The organism is Polynucleobacter sp. Latsch14-2 (genome assembly GCF_018881925.1).
Classification (GTDB): Bacteria; Pseudomonadota; Gammaproteobacteria; order Burkholderiales; family Burkholderiaceae; genus Polynucleobacter.
On the sequence record NZ_JACVPL010000020.1, the window covers coordinates 1 to 15,660 of the forward strand.

At 44.2% G+C, this 15,660-nt stretch carries 12 protein-coding genes; 1 reads left to right on the forward strand and 11 read right to left on the reverse strand.

The features are described 5' to 3' along the window. Window positions 1–166: 166 nt before the first annotated feature. The 7 genes from fdhF to ICN46_RS11165 form a co-directional block, all read right to left on the reverse strand. Entirely contained in the window at window positions 167–3,061 is a 2,895-nt protein-coding gene (fdhF, locus tag ICN46_RS11135) for a formate dehydrogenase subunit alpha (RefSeq protein ID WP_216208761.1), read from the reverse strand. A 27-nt stretch (window positions 3,062–3,088) separates the two neighbouring features. Continuing rightward, a complete protein-coding gene (locus tag ICN46_RS11140) occupies window positions 3,089–4,891 on the reverse strand; it encodes an NADH-ubiquinone oxidoreductase-F iron-sulfur binding region domain-containing protein (RefSeq protein ID WP_216208764.1) in 1,803 nt (600 codons plus the stop codon). A 171-nt stretch (window positions 4,892–5,062) separates the two neighbouring features. Next, on the reverse strand, window positions 5,063–5,287 hold the full coding sequence (locus tag ICN46_RS11145; RefSeq protein WP_216208767.1) for a hypothetical protein: 225 nt from the start codon (window positions 5,285–5,287) through the stop codon (window positions 5,063–5,065). Between the two features lie 61 nt (window positions 5,288–5,348). After that, the gene (locus ICN46_RS11150) at window positions 5,349–7,064 is read right to left on the reverse strand and encodes an amidohydrolase (protein WP_216208770.1); all 1,716 of its coding nucleotides are present in this window, start codon (window positions 7,062–7,064) and stop codon (window positions 5,349–5,351) included. A 54-nt stretch (window positions 7,065–7,118) separates the two neighbouring features. Continuing rightward, complete coding sequence (locus ICN46_RS11155; RefSeq protein ID WP_216208774.1) at window positions 7,119–7,421, reverse strand: YciI family protein; 303 nt, start codon at window positions 7,419–7,421, stop codon at window positions 7,119–7,121. A 39-nt stretch (window positions 7,422–7,460) separates the two neighbouring features. Next, window positions 7,461–8,834 (reverse strand): MmgE/PrpD family protein, encoded by a 1,374-nt coding sequence (locus ICN46_RS11160; protein WP_255538848.1) that lies wholly within the window; start codon window positions 8,832–8,834, stop codon window positions 7,461–7,463. Beyond that, window positions 8,827–9,804 (reverse strand): Bug family tripartite tricarboxylate transporter substrate binding protein, encoded by a 978-nt coding sequence (locus ICN46_RS11165; RefSeq protein WP_216208777.1) that lies wholly within the window; start codon window positions 9,802–9,804, stop codon window positions 8,827–8,829. The genes ICN46_RS11160 and ICN46_RS11165 overlap by 8 nt, the downstream gene beginning before the upstream one ends. A gap of 436 nt (window positions 9,805–10,240) precedes the next feature. Here ICN46_RS11165 and trpR point away from each other — a divergent pair, with 436 nt between their 5' ends. Next, window positions 10,241–10,525, forward strand: a complete 285-nt coding sequence (gene trpR, locus ICN46_RS12170; RefSeq protein WP_216208779.1) for a trp operon repressor — start codon at window positions 10,241–10,243, stop codon at window positions 10,523–10,525. A gap of 1 nt (window position 10,526) precedes the next feature. On the opposite strand, the gene ICN46_RS11175 is transcribed toward trpR, so the two are convergent. The 4 genes from ICN46_RS11175 to ICN46_RS11190 form a co-directional block, all read right to left on the reverse strand. Beyond that, window positions 10,527–11,114, reverse strand: coding sequence for a flavodoxin family protein (locus tag ICN46_RS11175; protein WP_216208782.1), 588 nt, complete (start codon window positions 11,112–11,114; stop codon window positions 10,527–10,529). Between the two features lie 107 nt (window positions 11,115–11,221). Next, entirely contained in the window at window positions 11,222–11,809 is a 588-nt protein-coding gene (locus tag ICN46_RS11180) for an anthranilate synthase component II (protein WP_216208785.1), read from the reverse strand. Continuing rightward, a complete protein-coding gene (locus ICN46_RS11185; protein ID WP_216208788.1) occupies window positions 11,794–13,269 on the reverse strand; it encodes an anthranilate synthase component I family protein in 1,476 nt (491 codons plus the stop codon). The genes ICN46_RS11180 and ICN46_RS11185 overlap by 16 nt, the downstream gene beginning before the upstream one ends. A 280-nt stretch (window positions 13,270–13,549) precedes the next feature. Then, on the reverse strand, window positions 13,550–15,454 hold the full coding sequence (locus ICN46_RS11190; protein ID WP_216208790.1) for a beta strand repeat-containing protein: 1,905 nt from the start codon (window positions 15,452–15,454) through the stop codon (window positions 13,550–13,552). Window positions 15,455–15,660 lie beyond the last annotated feature (206 nt).

Here is a 15,660-nt window from a genome sequence, read left to right on the forward strand (position 1 = left end):
TTTTAAAACCACCCCTACCGGAGAGGTAATGCTCAATGACTACTAGCTTGAACTCTTTGCTGTATTTGGACATGAGACTGACCCTGTTGAGTTGGATTGGGTGTCCAACTTTTGTGGGTCAGTTCACTGGGGAGCCTTTTACATTTGCCGTTAAAAATTAAGGTACTTATGCCGTACTGACAATCTTCTGTCTAGCTGGATCGTTTGTGCCGTAGCCCACTACCGGGGCAGCTTGGCCACCCTTTACGAGCTTGACGGCGCAATACTTAAATTCCGGGATCTTGCCAACAGGATCTAAGGCAGCATTGGTAATTAAGTTTGCCGCAGCCTCATAGTAGGCAAATGGGATAAAGATTACGCCACGCGGGGTGCCATCGTCCCTGCGTACATGAATACCTACCTCACCACGTCTTGATTGAACGGTAATCACATCACCAGCAGAAACTCCTAACTGGGTCATATCTTCGCCATTCATGGAGACAGTAGCTAGTGGCTCAATCGCATCGAGCACAGTGGCACGACGAGTCATGCTACCGGTGTGCCAATGCTCTAACTGACGACCGGTAATCAACACAAATGGATATTCAGTGTCCGGTCGCTCATTAGCAGGAATAATGTCTGCAGGCACAAGTGTAACTTTGCCATCAGTAGTCGCAAATTGATCATCAAACACAATCGGTCGACCTGGATCTTCAGGAGATAAACAAGGATAGGTCACGCTCGATTCTTTTTCAAGGCGCTCCCAAGTAATTCCGTTAATCGCAGCGTGCATAGCTTGACGCATCTCATCATAGACCGCCGCCACACCTGCATCAGGACCTTGGTAGTTCCAGTTCAAGCCCATGCGCTTCGCAATCTCTTGAATGATCCACAGATCAGGCTTCGCATCACCAGGCGGATTAATAGCCTTCTTACCCATCTGCACCATACGGTCGGTATTGCTTGCCGTACCAACCTTCTCTGGCCAAGCACTCGCTGGCAGAACCACATCTGCTAGGAGTGCAGTTTCTGTCATAAAGATGTCTTGAACGACCAGGTGCTCTAAAGCAGCCAGTGCATGCCGAGCATGATTTAGATCAGGGTCGCTCATCGCAGGATTCTCACCCTCGATATACATGCCGCGAATCTTATCTGGGTCACTATCCGGTGCAATGATCTTATGCATGATCTCGACCACCGTATAACCAGGCCTCTTATCTAATGGGGTATCCCAGAATTTCTCGAACCATGCGTGGGCCACTGGATTATCAACCCGCTGGTAATTAGGGAACATCATCGGAATCAAACCAGCATCACTGGCGCCCTGTACATTGTTCTGACCACGCAATGGGTGCAAGCCTGAACCAGGCTTACCGATTTGGCCAGTAATGCTAACCAAGGCAATTAAGCAGCGCGCATTATCGGTGCCGTGAACGTGCTGACTAACACCCATACCCCACAAAATCATTGCAGACTTAGTGGTAGCGAATTCACGAGCAACTTCACGCAAAGTTTCAGCTGGAATGCCGCAGATGGGTGCCATCGCTTCAGGGCTATAACCTTTGATATTTTCTTTGAGGGCATCAAAGTTATTGGCACGATTTTGGATGAAGTCTTGATCTACTAAATTCTCTTCAATAATCGTATAGATCATGGCATTGAGCATCGCCACATCGGTATCGGGCTTAAATTGCATCGTGCGCCAAGCATGCTTACTAATTTCGGTCATCCGTGGATCACATAAAACAATCTTTGCGCCGCGCTTAGCTGCATTCTTGAACCAAGTTGCCGCTACGGGATGGTTAGCGGTAGGATTTGAGCCGATCAGCATAATCATGCTTGAATGCTCAACATCATTAACCTGGTTGCTAACTGCGCCGGAGCCAACACCTTCTAAAAGCGCTGCGACTGAAGATGCATGACACAGTCGCGTACAGTGATCTACGTTATTACTACCGAAGCCAGTGCGTACTAGTTTTTGAAACAAGTAAGCCTCTTCATTGCTACCCTTAGCGGAACCAAAGCCAGCCAATACTTTTAAGCCGTGTTGATCTTTAAGCTTCTTGAGGCCACCACCAGCAACTTCTAATGCTTCTTCCCAGCTTGCTTCGCGGAAAATACTTGACCAGTCTTGTGGGTTCTGAATGGCGTTCTCATCCTTGGGAACGCCTGTCTTACGAATGAGTGGTTTAGTTAAGCGCTGTGGGTTATGGATATAGTCCATGCCAAAGCGACCTTTCACGCACAAGCGATTATGGTTGGCGGGTCCATCACGACCTTCAACACTTACAATCTTTTCATCTTTAACGTTATAGGTAATTTGACAGCCTACACCACAGAATGGACAAACAGAATCGACCTTGCGATCAACAGTTTGTGAGCCAATCAAACCTTTGGGCATTAACGCGCCAGTAGGACAAGCTTGCACACACTCGCCGCAAGCAACACAGGTGCTGTCGCCCATTGGATCATTCAGATCGAAAACGATTTCGCTATGACCGCCACGCATGGCATAGCCAATCACATCGTTCACCTGCTCTTCACGGCAAGCCCGTACACAGCGATTACACTGAATACAAGCATCTAAGTTCACCGCCATTGCTGGATGTGAAACATCGCTGGCAACCTTTTCGCGTCGCAAGGCTTTGAGTTCCGGGCGAACTGTTACATCCATCCGCGCGGCCCAAGTACTCAGTTCGCCATGTTGATGTTTTTGCTCTTCTTCTTTGCTGTCGCCGACCCACTTAAAACCCTCATCAGGCATATCAGACAACAACATCTCTAACACTAGCTTTTGACTCTTTACAGCGCGCTCGCTATTAGCTTTAACTTCCATGCCAGGAGTGGCACTTCGGCAGCAGCTAGGCGCTAAAGTACGCTCGCCATTAATTTCAACTACGCAAGCACGACAATTGCCGTCAGGGCGATAGCCATCTTTAAAACACAGATGTGGGATATCCACACCATGGCGTTTAGCAGCCTTAAGAATGGTTTCACCTTCGTACGAAACGATAGTCTTGCCATCAAGCTTGAACTCGACTGTTTGTAGTTCGAGCTCTTGAGGATTAGTTGGTGCGTTCATATTTATCTCATCTATCCCAAGACTCTATCAAGCAACTTCTTGCGGGAAATATTTTGCAATACAGCGAATCGGATTTGGTGCGGCTTGGCCTAGACCACAGATAGAAGCATCCACCATGACGGTTGCTAGGTCCTCTAAAGTCTCTTGATCCCAAGACTTGGCTTGCATCAACTTCGCAGCCTTACCGGTACCAACGCGGCATGGAGTGCACTGCCCACAACTCTCATGCTCAAAGAAATGCATCACATTTAAAGCCATATCCCTGGCTTTGTCTTGATCACTAAATACCATGACCGCCGCAGAACCAATAAAGCAACCATAGGGCTGTAAGGTATCAAAGTCCAAAGGAATATCGTTCATCGTGGCTGGCAAAATACCGCCCGATGCACCGCCGGGTAAATAGCCATAGAACTGATGGCCATCTTGCATGCCACCACAATACTCATCAATGAGCTCTTGAATGGTGATGCCGGCTGGAGCCAACTTCACACCAGGGTTTTTAATCCGACCGCTCACACTATAACTACGCAAGCCTTTGCGCTCATGGCGTCCGTAGCCACTAAACCACTCTGGACCACGCTGCACAATATCGCGCACCCAATATAAAGTCTCAAAGTTATGCTCAAGTGTTGGTCGACCAAAGAGACCAACCTGCGCAATGTAAGGAGGGCGCATGCGTGGCTCACCACGCTTGCCTTCAATACTCTCAATCATGGCGGACTCTTCACCGCAAATATAAGCACCTGCGCCACGACGCAGCTCAATCAAGGGTAATTTGAATGGAGGATTTGCTTTGAGTTTCGCCAGCTCCTTTTCAAGCAATTCACGACAACCATGATACTCATCGCGCAAGTAAATATAGCAAGCATCAATTCCAACTACGCTAGTCGCAATCAGCAAACCCTCTAAAAAGCGATGTGGATCGCGCTCTAAATAAGTGCGATCCTTAAATGTTCCTGGCTCACCTTCGTCAATATTGACTGCCATTAACTTAGGGGCCATCTGGTCTTTAACAATGCGCCACTTCCTACCTGCCGGGAAGCCTGCTCCGCCTAAACCGCGTAAGCCTGAATTTTCCATGGCCTTGATGATGCTCTCTGCATCACGTGTACCAGCTTGTATTTCTTTAGCTAAGGTATAGCCACCTTGAGAACAATAGGCTTCATAACCTACATAGCTTGGTGAAACTACTTGATTCTCACCCTGAGGAGAAACGCCCTTCTCAGCTAATGCTGCAGGATCAAAACTGGCATCATCACTTGCCAATGGCTGAGTTGTCAGATTGTTCTTCACTGCTGCAGTAACTTTATCTGTGGTCGCAAAAAGCACAGGATATTGATGCACTACTACTACTGGAGCCTGTTCACAACGACCCACACAAGGCGCTGCAATCACTTTCACATTAGCACTACCCAAGATCGCAGGTAATTTTGTTAAAAGATTTTTCGCACCCGCCAACTCGCAGGACAATCCATCACAAACGCGTACGGTAATATCGGCCACAGGATCATTGCCGCGCACTACTTCAAAGTGGTGGTAAAAGGTTGCTACTTCATACACTTCCGCCATCGGCAAATTCATTTCTTTTGCTAAGGCAACTAAATGACGATCATGCAAGGCGCGATATTCGTCATTCAATTTATGTAAATTTTCAATCAGCAAATCACGGCGATGTGCGGCCTCCCCAATTAACTGACGTACTTCTGCCAGGGAAATATCATCCGCTTGACGACCCTTCAGCTTACTTTTGCGACGGATGGTTTCCCTTAAGTCGTCTGCTGTTGCTACAGCAACGGCTTTAACTTCTCCTGAGGGTTTTGGGTGATTCATATTTTGTAGTCTCTAATCTCTGGTCGCACCGGTAAATTGCTGATTTTTAAGCCTTTAGCTAAACGCCTGCATTTAAATACAGGCAAGGCAAATCATCGTGTGATTTTGGGTTATTTCAACCTTGAAGTCCTTGACGGCGCTCAAGGGATTAAAACTAGGGTTTACCCTAATTTATATCAGAGATGGGCTTGGTTTGTCGCCAGGGGGGAGCGAGTAATCCAGCTTACGCTCATAGAGGCGCGCCTTATAGCAGTCGTTGTAACCTGGACTGCCAATATTCCAACCAATCGAGGTGCAATCTTCCTGCGCTGCCGATTCAATACTTCCGCAACCAGACAAGCTTAGGGTCAAAAGGATGGAAACCAAAGTAAGTGAGCGCAATGTAGGTGAATTCATCGCATAAGTCTACTTGATTTCAGGGGCTAAATTAGAATTTAGCCCCTGAATATTTGATCGACTACCAAACCTGACGTTTGCCATCAATCCATGTTTCCTTAACCTGGATCTTACGAATGTTTTCTATGGGGGTCTTACGAGGATTTGCTGATAACACCACTAAGTCAGCCTGTTTACCCACCTCAAGGCTACCTACTTTGTCATCGGAGAACATTTCATAAGCCGCGTTAATCGTAACCGCACGAATTGCGTCATCAACCGAAACTCTCTCCTCAGGCCCCAGCACTTTACGAGGAGCTTTTTGCCATAGGCGACCTGCACCCTCGGTGATGTAATTTAAAGGCCCCACATTAGATACCGGTGAATCGCTGTGATAAGCAAAACGTGCACCCTCTTTTTTAAATGCGGCAGATGGGTCTATACGATTGGCGCGCTCTGGGCCAACGATCTGATTATGAAATGCTTCACCCCAATAGTCGACGTGTCCAATAGTGAATCCTGGCACCACACCAAGTTGCGCTGCTTTTTTGACTTGTTCAGGAGTATTAATTGTGAAATGCTCAATGCGTAAACGACGTGCCTTAGGGTCAGGATTACCTGCTAATAATTTGGCATAGTTATTTAATGTCTGTTCGACAGTACGATCGCCATTGGCATGAATCGCAATTTGCCAACCCTGATCAAAGAGCGGCTTAATTTGATTGAAGATCTCTTCGTCTTTGTAGTCTAAGTTTCCACGAAATTGAGTGCCCTTTGGATATTCATAAGGTTGATTTAAAGCGGCAGTAATACCTTGTGTAGATCCATCTGAAACAAATTTAATGCCAACAAACCGCAAACGATCATCACCATCATTGGGCTTAACAGCATTAAAGCCCTTTGTCACCAGCGGGCCATATAAGTAAGCTCTTACCCGAATTGGGAAGCCGTCGCTGTGAGTAAGCGCATTGAATAACTTCAATTCATTATCCAGACCCAGCATCAGACCGAGAGTGATTTCAGCGGAAGTGGTAACGCCCTTAGAGGCGATGTACTTGGCTGTTTTTTGCATTGCTTTTGCTAAATCTGCATCACTTGGTGGCGGCATTTTCTTCACCAAAGACAAGATTGCAGATGCCTCTACTACTACCCCCGTCAATCGACCTTGCGAGTCTTTCATGTAGATACCGCCCTCACCAGGATTGGGTGTCTTGTCATTAATTCCAGCAAGCTCTAAGGCCTTGTGATTAACGTAAGCGATATGGCCAGATTGATTCATTACCAAAATAGGAACTTCTGTTGATACCTTATCTAAGACGTCAGCAGTCAACTCAGCCATAAATGGATTCGTGCGTGAAGGATCAACACCAAAGGCGGCCAACCACTGTCCTTTTGGCAGGGCCTTAAGAGCAGCTTTGAGTTTTTGACTCAGAGTGCCTAACGTATCGTATTGGGATGAGAAGTTTGATAAGTTCAACCACATCTCTTCAGTAATAGCGGTCATCAGAATATGAATGTGGGGCTCAACGAAACCCGGCATCAAGGTTTGACCTTTGAGATCAACCACTTGGGTGGTTTTGGATTTCCACTCTTTAATGACCACATCTGTTTTACCAACAGCGACGATTTTGCCATTCTGAATTGCCAGGGCTTGAACCTCTTCATTGCTTGCATTCACTGTAACAATGGGCCCGCCCAAGAAAATAGTGTCAGCACCGGTATTGGGCGCTGCATGCACCAAGCCAAGACTCATCGGCATAAAGGCCAGGGTAAAAATAACTTTAAGAAGTGCTGACATATTTACTTTCTGAATGAATTGCGACTATTGATAAGTCATTGTGGCAATAAATAATTAAGCAGGTGGAAACCCTGATTTTTGTGGCCACTTATTTTCAAAGGCATGAATGATCGGCTTTTCATAGACCCCAGCCATTGTGAATGGCTCTGCTTGTATCCATGCCTGCGCTTCTGCTCGACTCGGAAAATCAATGGCTAATAAACTACCTACGGTAGTAAGGCCATCATCAGAAGTTAACGGTCCAGCAAAGGCCATACGATCAGCAATCTTTGCTAAATAGGCACGGTGAGCTGGTCTCACCTCTTCTCGTAAAGCGGCTGTTTGTGGTCGGTCTATTAACCAGAATACAAAGATCATCTTGATACCTTTCAGATTGCTACAGTAAAAAATTTTTTATTAAATTGAAGTTAAGCGCATCAGCGAGCTAACATCATCTAATTGCGCAATATTCCAACACTGCTCAAGCAATGTATTGGCATTACTCGTGCTTAATATATTTTCAGTCAGCGATCTAAACTTATTTTCTAGATCTTGATCGCTCATGGGATGCGCAAGACTTCCTAAAGCATCGGATACATGGCAAGAGATCTCTCTACCGTCATTCAAGACAATGGTCACATAACCCTCTAACTTTCGCACATTGGGATCAACTTGTACTTCAATTTTGGATCTCAATTTATCAACCTCAGAATTGCAGACAATCTCAGTGCTAAATTGAGCTTCCCCAGCAGCACCATAAATGATGGCCACAGCCATCGCATGGTAAACGCTAAACTTTCCTTCTAAGCCAGTCTTGGGTTGCTTGATGCTAGTTAACTCCAAAACCAATGGCCCTACGGTTGCCTTGACTACGCTAATATCTTGAGCCTTCAAATTGTGCTGATGACGTAACTGTAAGCTAGCATCAATCACGGCATGCACCACCAAACCACATGCAAATGGCTTATACATATTTTTAGATAGTTCATATTGCACACCAAGCTCATTGGTAATCACAGTTGGATCAAATCGACTCGACATCACTTGACCAAAACCACGCTTAGCCTCAAGAGCGCGGACAGAGCTGGTAAATCCTTTCTCCGCCATTAAAGCAGCAGCCAGCCCTCCCTGAGATGCATGTCCAGGATGAAAGCTTTTGCACATGGTTCCAAACATCTCTCTTAAACCCGAGGACTGGGTTGCCGCAATTCCTAAAGCCCAAGTCATTTGCTCTACATTTAAGTTGAGTAACTTTCCTGCCGCAGCGGCAGCACCAAACACTCCTGCAGTGCCAGTAATATGCCAACCACGGTCATAGTGTTCAGGGAACACTGACAAAGCAACGCGGATTTCAGTCTCGACACCCAACACATAAGCGTGCACTAAGTCTTTTCCACTGAATTTGCGCCACTCAGCCAAGGCAAAGATTGCTGGCAATACTGGAGCGCTGGGATGTACAGCCCGAAAATGGGTGTCATCAAAGTCGAGAACATGTGAACTAATGCCATTCATAAGGGCTGCATGCAAAATATCCGCGCGTTCAGAGCGCCCCCAAATTTGCGCTTGTGGGCCACCAAAAAATGGTGACAAAGCTGCCATAGCGAAATTAACGGTGTCATGGTGAGCGGCGCCGATTGCACACCCCAAGCAATTGACAATCGCTCTCGAGGCTTCTTTAACTACCGCGCTTGGTAAATTGTCAAACTTCGACTCAACAATAAATTGCGCTAATTGGCGTGTTACTTCCGTATCTTCAATAGACAACTGTTGCGTGTTATTTGTATTAGTCAATTTGTATCCCAGAGTTTTTAATTATCTTGCTATATTTTTCAATCTCTTTTTTCAAAAAGGCATCCGCCTGAGCTGGGGATCCTACTTTGGTTGTGGCAACTTGTTTTGATAAATTATTTTGCGTATCGGCCTGCTGAGAAACTTCTACTAGCCTAGCATTTAATGTCTGAATAATATCGTTAGGAGTTCCTGTAGGTGCCAACAAAATAAACCATGTTTCAGACTCAAACCCTGGTAAGCCAGCCTTTGCCATCGTCGGAAGATCAGGAAAGCTCGCATTTGTTTGTAGTCCAGTAACAGCCAAAGCCCGCAAACTACCAGACTGAACATGCGGCAACACAGATAAAGCATTTGCAAACATCATTGTGACCTGCCCAGATATCAAATCGGTCAATGCCGGTGCTGAACCACGATAAGGCACATGTCGAATATCAATCTGGGCTTGCGACTTAAACATCTCTGCAGTGAGCTGTGGAGAGCTACCGTTGCCTGTTGATGCATAAGTCAAAACCCCAGGTTGGGATTTGGCAAGTGAAATCAATTCGGGAAGAGTTTTTGCCGGTACGCTAGGGTTAACAACTAGAACAAAAGGCACAGAAGCCATTAATCCAATTGCCCTAAAATCCTTGTCAGCATTAAAGGGAAGATTTTTAAATAAACTTTGACTCAATGCGATCGAAGATGGGGCAGCCAGCAACGTATATCCATCTGGTGTCGCTCTAGCAGCTTCAGCAGCACCAACGTTGCCGCCTGCACCAGAGCGATTTTCAATAATAAATTGTTGCCCCGTTGCTAATGACAACTTATTCGCAATCAAGCGAGTAACAATGTCCACTCCAGCGCCAGGCGGGAAAGGAACCAGAATCTTGACCGGCCGAGTGGGATAACTTTGCGCCCCGACTTCCAAGCTCATCAACTGTAGGAAAATGAAAAGAGCGACGATGATTCTAGGAAGGAATGATTGCATCATAGAAGCCTTTTTTCTATGCCGAATAATCTATGTAAGAAAGCTAGAGGAAAGTCTAGCATGGCAAGAACCCGAACCCTTAGGGCCAGCCTTAAGCCCAATAGCAGGGTCTTATCAACAAAAAACCACCAGAAAGTAGCTTGGGAACTACTCGGCGAAAGAAAGTCCTTAGGATCTGCACATACGCCGTATCCGCCATGACCACTTGGGACCCATGGGAGTCTTAGCTACACCCCATATTAGGATAAGCATTTAATGCTGACCCACTTTTTGATACTTATTTACACTTATTCTTAAATTTAAACCTTTTTAAACACTTTTCCTTACATACTTCCACAAATTCCTCATTTTTAAAGACAAACAATCTTTTTCCTACGAAATATGTCAGAGGTTTACGATTAAACCCATTGCACAACAATTAAAAGAACGGAGCATATTAATGAATAAATCTAAGGCAAACCAAATCTTAATAAACATGCTTTGTAATATTAAAAATCATGATGAAATGCGATTCTTTCTCGAGCAAATATTAACCACCGGAGAAATCAACGATCTTCTTGACAGGATTCGTATATACCACTTGCTAGCTTGCACCGATAGTCCTCAGAGGGAGTGTGCGAAAACCCTGAATGTGAGCATCTCTAAAGTCACCAGAGGTTCGGCCAATTTGCAAAAACCTAAATCCAGGGAATATTGGAAATCAAAATTTGATAGCTTAAATTAAGTCAATGATTGGCAGTAGGAAAATTAGCAGTACGTAACCGTTGATAAAGGTCATCCATCCTATTAACAGTTTGATCTAGGGACTCCAAGGCTTCAGCGTCATCCAAAACCCCGCCAAGCATGCCCAAAAAAAGTGCTGGAAATCCTGATCCCGCCATAATCATCTTGTTAAGCATGATGTTCAACATAATTTGAGAATATACGGCTGTGTGACCATACCTCCTTCCTACAACAACGATGGCTGCAATTTTATCTTCGAGGGGGCGCTCTAATGGGCGCAAATATCCATAACCTACCCGTTCTAAAAATGCCTGAAATTTACTGTTTGTGCCAAACGCATGCATTACCGGCATATAAATAATTCCATCAGCAGATTGCAACTCAGTCAAAATCCTCGGCATATCATCAGAAACTCTACATGGAGAAAATTGGCATGCATTATCGGCATCACAGAATTCAATATGCATATCAGCCAAGTGAATGAATTTTCCAATCAAGCCTTTATTGCTAAATTTATCCTGCAATATCGAACAAATATGACTACTTAAGCCATTTTTTCGAGACGATCCAACCAATACACATACCTTCATAGCGACGACCCCAGTTAGCAATCTATATTGAATAAGCCCTCCATTGTTTAGGAGCTATAGTAATTGCGATGCCGGAAAAAACAGACGTGCTTACAAGGTATTGGCTCTTAATGCAGATATGTATCCATAAAATTCTGTAGGATTTGAATTCCAAACTCAGTGCCGATACTTTCAGGATGAAACTGGATGCCTTCAATTTTTAATACATTGTGTCTAATTCCCATAACATAGGCATCATCCTCAGATCTTGCGGAGATCACGATTTCCTTAGGAAGATTCTCTGCTGAGACAACAATAGAGTGATATCGCATCGCCACAAATGTGCTCTTAGAAAAAGATGCGAAACACCCATGGCCATCATGAGAAATATGACTTCTTTTTCCGTGCATCAGATTTCTAGCATACTCAATTTGGCAGCCATAATGAAGGCCAATAGCCTGATGCCCTAAGCAAACCCCCAACACCGGCATTCGCCCAGCGTTCAGGTTCAATAAATGTCCATAGCCTGAGTCTGCGGGGTGCCCGGGACCCGGACCAAGCAAAATAGCATCACCGTCTGACTCTGCAACTGCCTGCGCTAGGCGAATATCATCTTTACGATATAGGGCGATTTCACAGCCCATCACCTGCAGATAGCTTACCAAAATATGCACAAAACTATCATATGCATCCACAACAATTACACGACGTGGCATGAAATTTCCTCATTTGTAATGGCTTTAAATACCGACCCCATCTTTTGTAAGGTCTCAATGTATTCACTCTCAACTATAGAGTCGGCAACTATTCCAGCAGATGCGCGCAATGAAAAGATATGATTTCGCTCAATTGCGGTTCTGATGCATAAAGCTGTATTAATGTAGTTATTACCCAATCCAATGACACCCAAGGCTCCAGCATAGAGACCTCTACCGCTATCCTCAATGTCAGCAATCAGTTCAATAGCCCTAATTTTTGGAGTGCCAGTCATCGTTCCCGCAGGAAATGAGGCCTGAATGACATCGTATTTATCAATATCTTTGTTGGCCAACGATTTTGCTGTTGATACCATGTGATATACATGTGAATACTCTTCAACAGACATCAATTCATCAATGCTGAGGCTCTTTGGCACCGAAACTTTACATAAGTCGTTGCGACATAAATCCACTAACATCATATGTTCAGCAATTTCCTTAGGGCTTGCATCAAACTCTGTCGCAGCCCTCTCCTTAGTAGGTACAAGCAGCTTGCCGAGCGTTCCAGCAATTGGTCTCATCATCACATCTTGATCTTTCATGTAAACAAATAATTCTGGACTGGCGCCTATAACCTTAAGATCACCATAATCAAATAAATACATATATGGCGATGGGTTCAATGTCCTCAGTCTTGCATAGACCTCAAGCGCAGAGATATCTGACTTAATGGATATTTTTTGCCCAATCTGAATTTGATATACATCACCAACTTGCACATGTTGTAACGCGACTTTTGCTTTTTTCAGATAACTATCCTTAAGAGTTTCCCTGCTCACTGAAAATTGTGAATTGACAAACACACTTGGAGTCACAACATTCAATGATAGGCAAGATATGATTTCCGGGAGTCCGACACATTTAGCTCCAGTAAATCCATATTCATGAAGCATTACTCGATCATCCTCAAACTCAATATAAGTGGAATAGCAAGTGAAGTAGATATCAGGAATATCTCCTTGGATATAGCCAGAAATGTCCTCTATAAAATGAATAGTGTTATAGGAAAATGCCGAAAATGCCAATACACCATCTTCAACCGCTTTAAATTGGACATCAAGCAATCTTAAAAAATTCCATACAGCATTTCGACTTGTTAGCTGATACCTTAATGCGTGTGCATTTGAATCAACTAACAACTCCCTGCTATAGATCAACTGAATTTTTTTAAGTAGTTGCTGATTTCCAGAGATGGTAATGATATGGTCGAAAACCTCGATATTGCGCACTGGGTTAATCCCAATTAGCGAGACCCTAGTATCGATGGAGCTAGGCCCCATAGATTCAAGCAAGAATAATTCCCTGCTGCTGAATTGCTCTAATAGATTTAAGTAGACACCAAATGCAGTTGAGCGAAACCCCACACTTGGATCAACCCCATTTATTTGTATAGTTTTTACTTTTTTAAATTCGATCATTTGCTAACCTTGTATTGATGTATCGTTACAACAATACACAAATATTTAAAATTAAGCAATGGTCTTAAGGAAAGCTAAATTTCAAGAAATAGATGAAAATGTAGAAGGAAAGTAAGTAACTAGTTCAGTGATTGTTAACCCCAACACGTAGGACCAAGCAATCCCCCATCAACGCATTTATAGGCTCCGAGAGGCTCAAAACTCCATTCCCCCGCAATGACTGCAAACGACCTTGATTTCAACCCGCCGAAACGGGTCTTTATGTATCAAGCAGATATGTTTACAAGCCTACAGTGTAAGTCGCCATCACAGTGGTTGTTTGAACTGCTTGATATGGCTCTTGTCTGTAGATACCGGTAATTCCTAAACGCTGATTCTTCTCAACATCATAGTAAGCACCTAATGTTGCTGTTGGTCTGGTCTTGACTGGATTAGCGTTGAAGTTAATCGGGGTTAAACCAGTTACTCCAGTTGCAGAATAAGAGCCGTTAGCGGTATTCGTATCAGTCTCTACGCCAGCACTAGCAAAAGCGGTTGCCTGCGGAATAAAACGGTATGAAGCACCCACTCCAGCTAACGCTGTTGTGGCATTGGTATTGAGCGCTGAATAAGTGAGTGGTGCCGTTACGGAGCTTGATGAGCCTTCTGTATAGCCACCCATATTGTTTTGGGTATAGCGAATACCAGCATATGGACTAACGATCACATTCTCAGCAACACCAAAGCCATATTTAACTACTGCTTGGGCACCTTGGCTATTTAGGTTTGAACCTCCAGCACCAGCTTCAGAAGCCGTAGCGCCTGTACCAACTACGCCACGAGTAACAGTAGTGTTCTTTTGACCATAAGCAGCAGTTACTTTAACTTCCGTACCGGTGCCATCAAGGTGCTCATTCCAAGCACCAAACAAACCAACTAATGGTGTATTGTTGCCAAGACTTACTGTTGATCCTGCATTATTAACTGACAAGTTTTGATCTGCGTAAGCACCAATACGATAGTTTGGATGTGGGCGATACGCAGCGATTAGTAATGCGCTGGTGTTATTCAAACCATTCGTAGCTGATACAGCAGTATTTCGACCACCAGCGCTCACACAGATATTATTTTTATCAAACAATGTGCAATCGTAAGCAAAGCTATTGGCTAGGACTGAGTTCTGTAAGGTGTATGTGCCTTGCAATACTTGTGCAGTATTTTGCATGGATGCTTGAGTATTGGCTGTGGAGGGGCCAGTTGGGACAGGCATTGGAGTCGACAAGATTGTTAAATCCCAAATATTCGTACCAGAGCCGGTTTCAATAAGGTTATAAGAATATCCATTGGAGACGGCATTTAATATAGATGTGGCCGTGAGCGAGAGCCCCAACATAGTGGGCCTAATATTCTTTAATACCGCAGAATAGGTACCCAAAACTCCAGCACCAGTGGCGGAAAGGGCTGAGATCCCAAACACTGTAGATGTACTAGTTACTATCAGATCAGTACCCTGCTGTAGCTGTCCATAGCTACCAGTAGGCGCAGTAACGATAACGTTGTAATTGATTGGAAGTGTTCCAGAGAATGTCAGTGGAGAGCTCGTCCCACCCTGACCATTGTTTAGGGTGGTAATAGTAGCGGAAGCATTACGAATTCCATCTTTTGCACCTGAAATAATTCCAGTATTGGTGATAAGGTTGATTGTTCCACCAACATTATAAATTCCATAACCATAACTAGAAGAATTAGTTCCAGAAATAGTTCCAGAATTCGAGATACTAGAAATTGTTGCAAGATAAGGATTTCGAATTCCAGCGCCCCCGCCAGATATTGTGCCTGTATCTGTATTTATGATATTTGTTATTAAGTTGTTATTTAATATGCCATTTGCACTTAGACCATTGGCGCTAATCGTTCCAGAATTCGAGATGCTAGAAATTGTGCCTGTATTATTAATTGCGCCGTTAGTAGTTAAGTTCACCGTACCATTAATAATTCCTTCATTACTAACTGCGTAATTTGTCAAAGGAGAGGTAAAGTCGGTCCAAGTGCACCCTATTGGATTATCAAAAGGATTACTAGCCGAGGATCCAGTGCCACCACAGGTAGCTTGAGCATCAATGGTGCCAAAGCTAAAGCAAATGAGCGCTAGTGTAAATAAGAGTTTTTTAAGGGCGCTCAATTTCATCCTAGAGTTGCTATACATTCTGCAATTCGCAAATGTATCAATTAAATAATTTTATGACTCAACTGTAGCAATTTGTTCAAACCAAGTCCTTACAAAGCCAAACGAATTCTTACAATTTCTTACAAATTAATTCTTCAGCTTTAGCTCCAGGACTAACTGGTAGCCCTCAGCTCTATTTACTTTGATGGCTGGATTTAAGATGCCTGCATCAGTAAACTTCTTCT

Bases quoted from the DNA above. Each gene is read 5' to 3' on its own strand.
- fdhF (WP_216208761.1), bottom strand. From the start codon at position 3,061: ATGAACGCACCAACTAATCCTCAAGAGCTCGAACTACAAACAGTCGAG.
- ICN46_RS11140 (WP_216208764.1), bottom strand. From the start codon at position 4,891: ATGAATCACCCAAAACCCTCAGGAGAAGTTAAAGCCGTTGCTGTAGCA.
- ICN46_RS11145 (WP_216208767.1), bottom strand. From the start codon at position 5,287: ATGAATTCACCTACATTGCGCTCACTTACTTTGGTTTCCATCCTTTTG.
- ICN46_RS11150 (WP_216208770.1), bottom strand. From the start codon at position 7,064: ATGTCAGCACTTCTTAAAGTTATTTTTACCCTGGCCTTTATGCCGATG.
- ICN46_RS11155 (WP_216208774.1), bottom strand. From the start codon at position 7,421: ATGATCTTTGTATTCTGGTTAATAGACCGACCACAAACAGCCGCTTTA.
- ICN46_RS11165 (WP_216208777.1), bottom strand. From the start codon at position 9,804: ATGATGCAATCATTCCTTCCTAGAATCATCGTCGCTCTTTTCATTTTC.
- trpR (WP_216208779.1), top strand. From the start codon at position 10,241: ATGAATAAATCTAAGGCAAACCAAATCTTAATAAACATGCTTTGTAAT.
- ICN46_RS11175 (WP_216208782.1), bottom strand. From the start codon at position 11,114: ATGAAGGTATGTGTATTGGTTGGATCGTCTCGAAAAAATGGCTTAAGT.
- ICN46_RS11180 (WP_216208785.1), bottom strand. From the start codon at position 11,809: ATGCCACGTCGTGTAATTGTTGTGGATGCATATGATAGTTTTGTGCAT.
- ICN46_RS11185 (WP_216208788.1), bottom strand. From the start codon at position 13,269: ATGATCGAATTTAAAAAAGTAAAAACTATACAAATAAATGGGGTTGAT.
- ICN46_RS11190 (WP_216208790.1), bottom strand. From the start codon at position 15,454: ATGTATAGCAACTCTAGGATGAAATTGAGCGCCCTTAAAAAACTCTTA.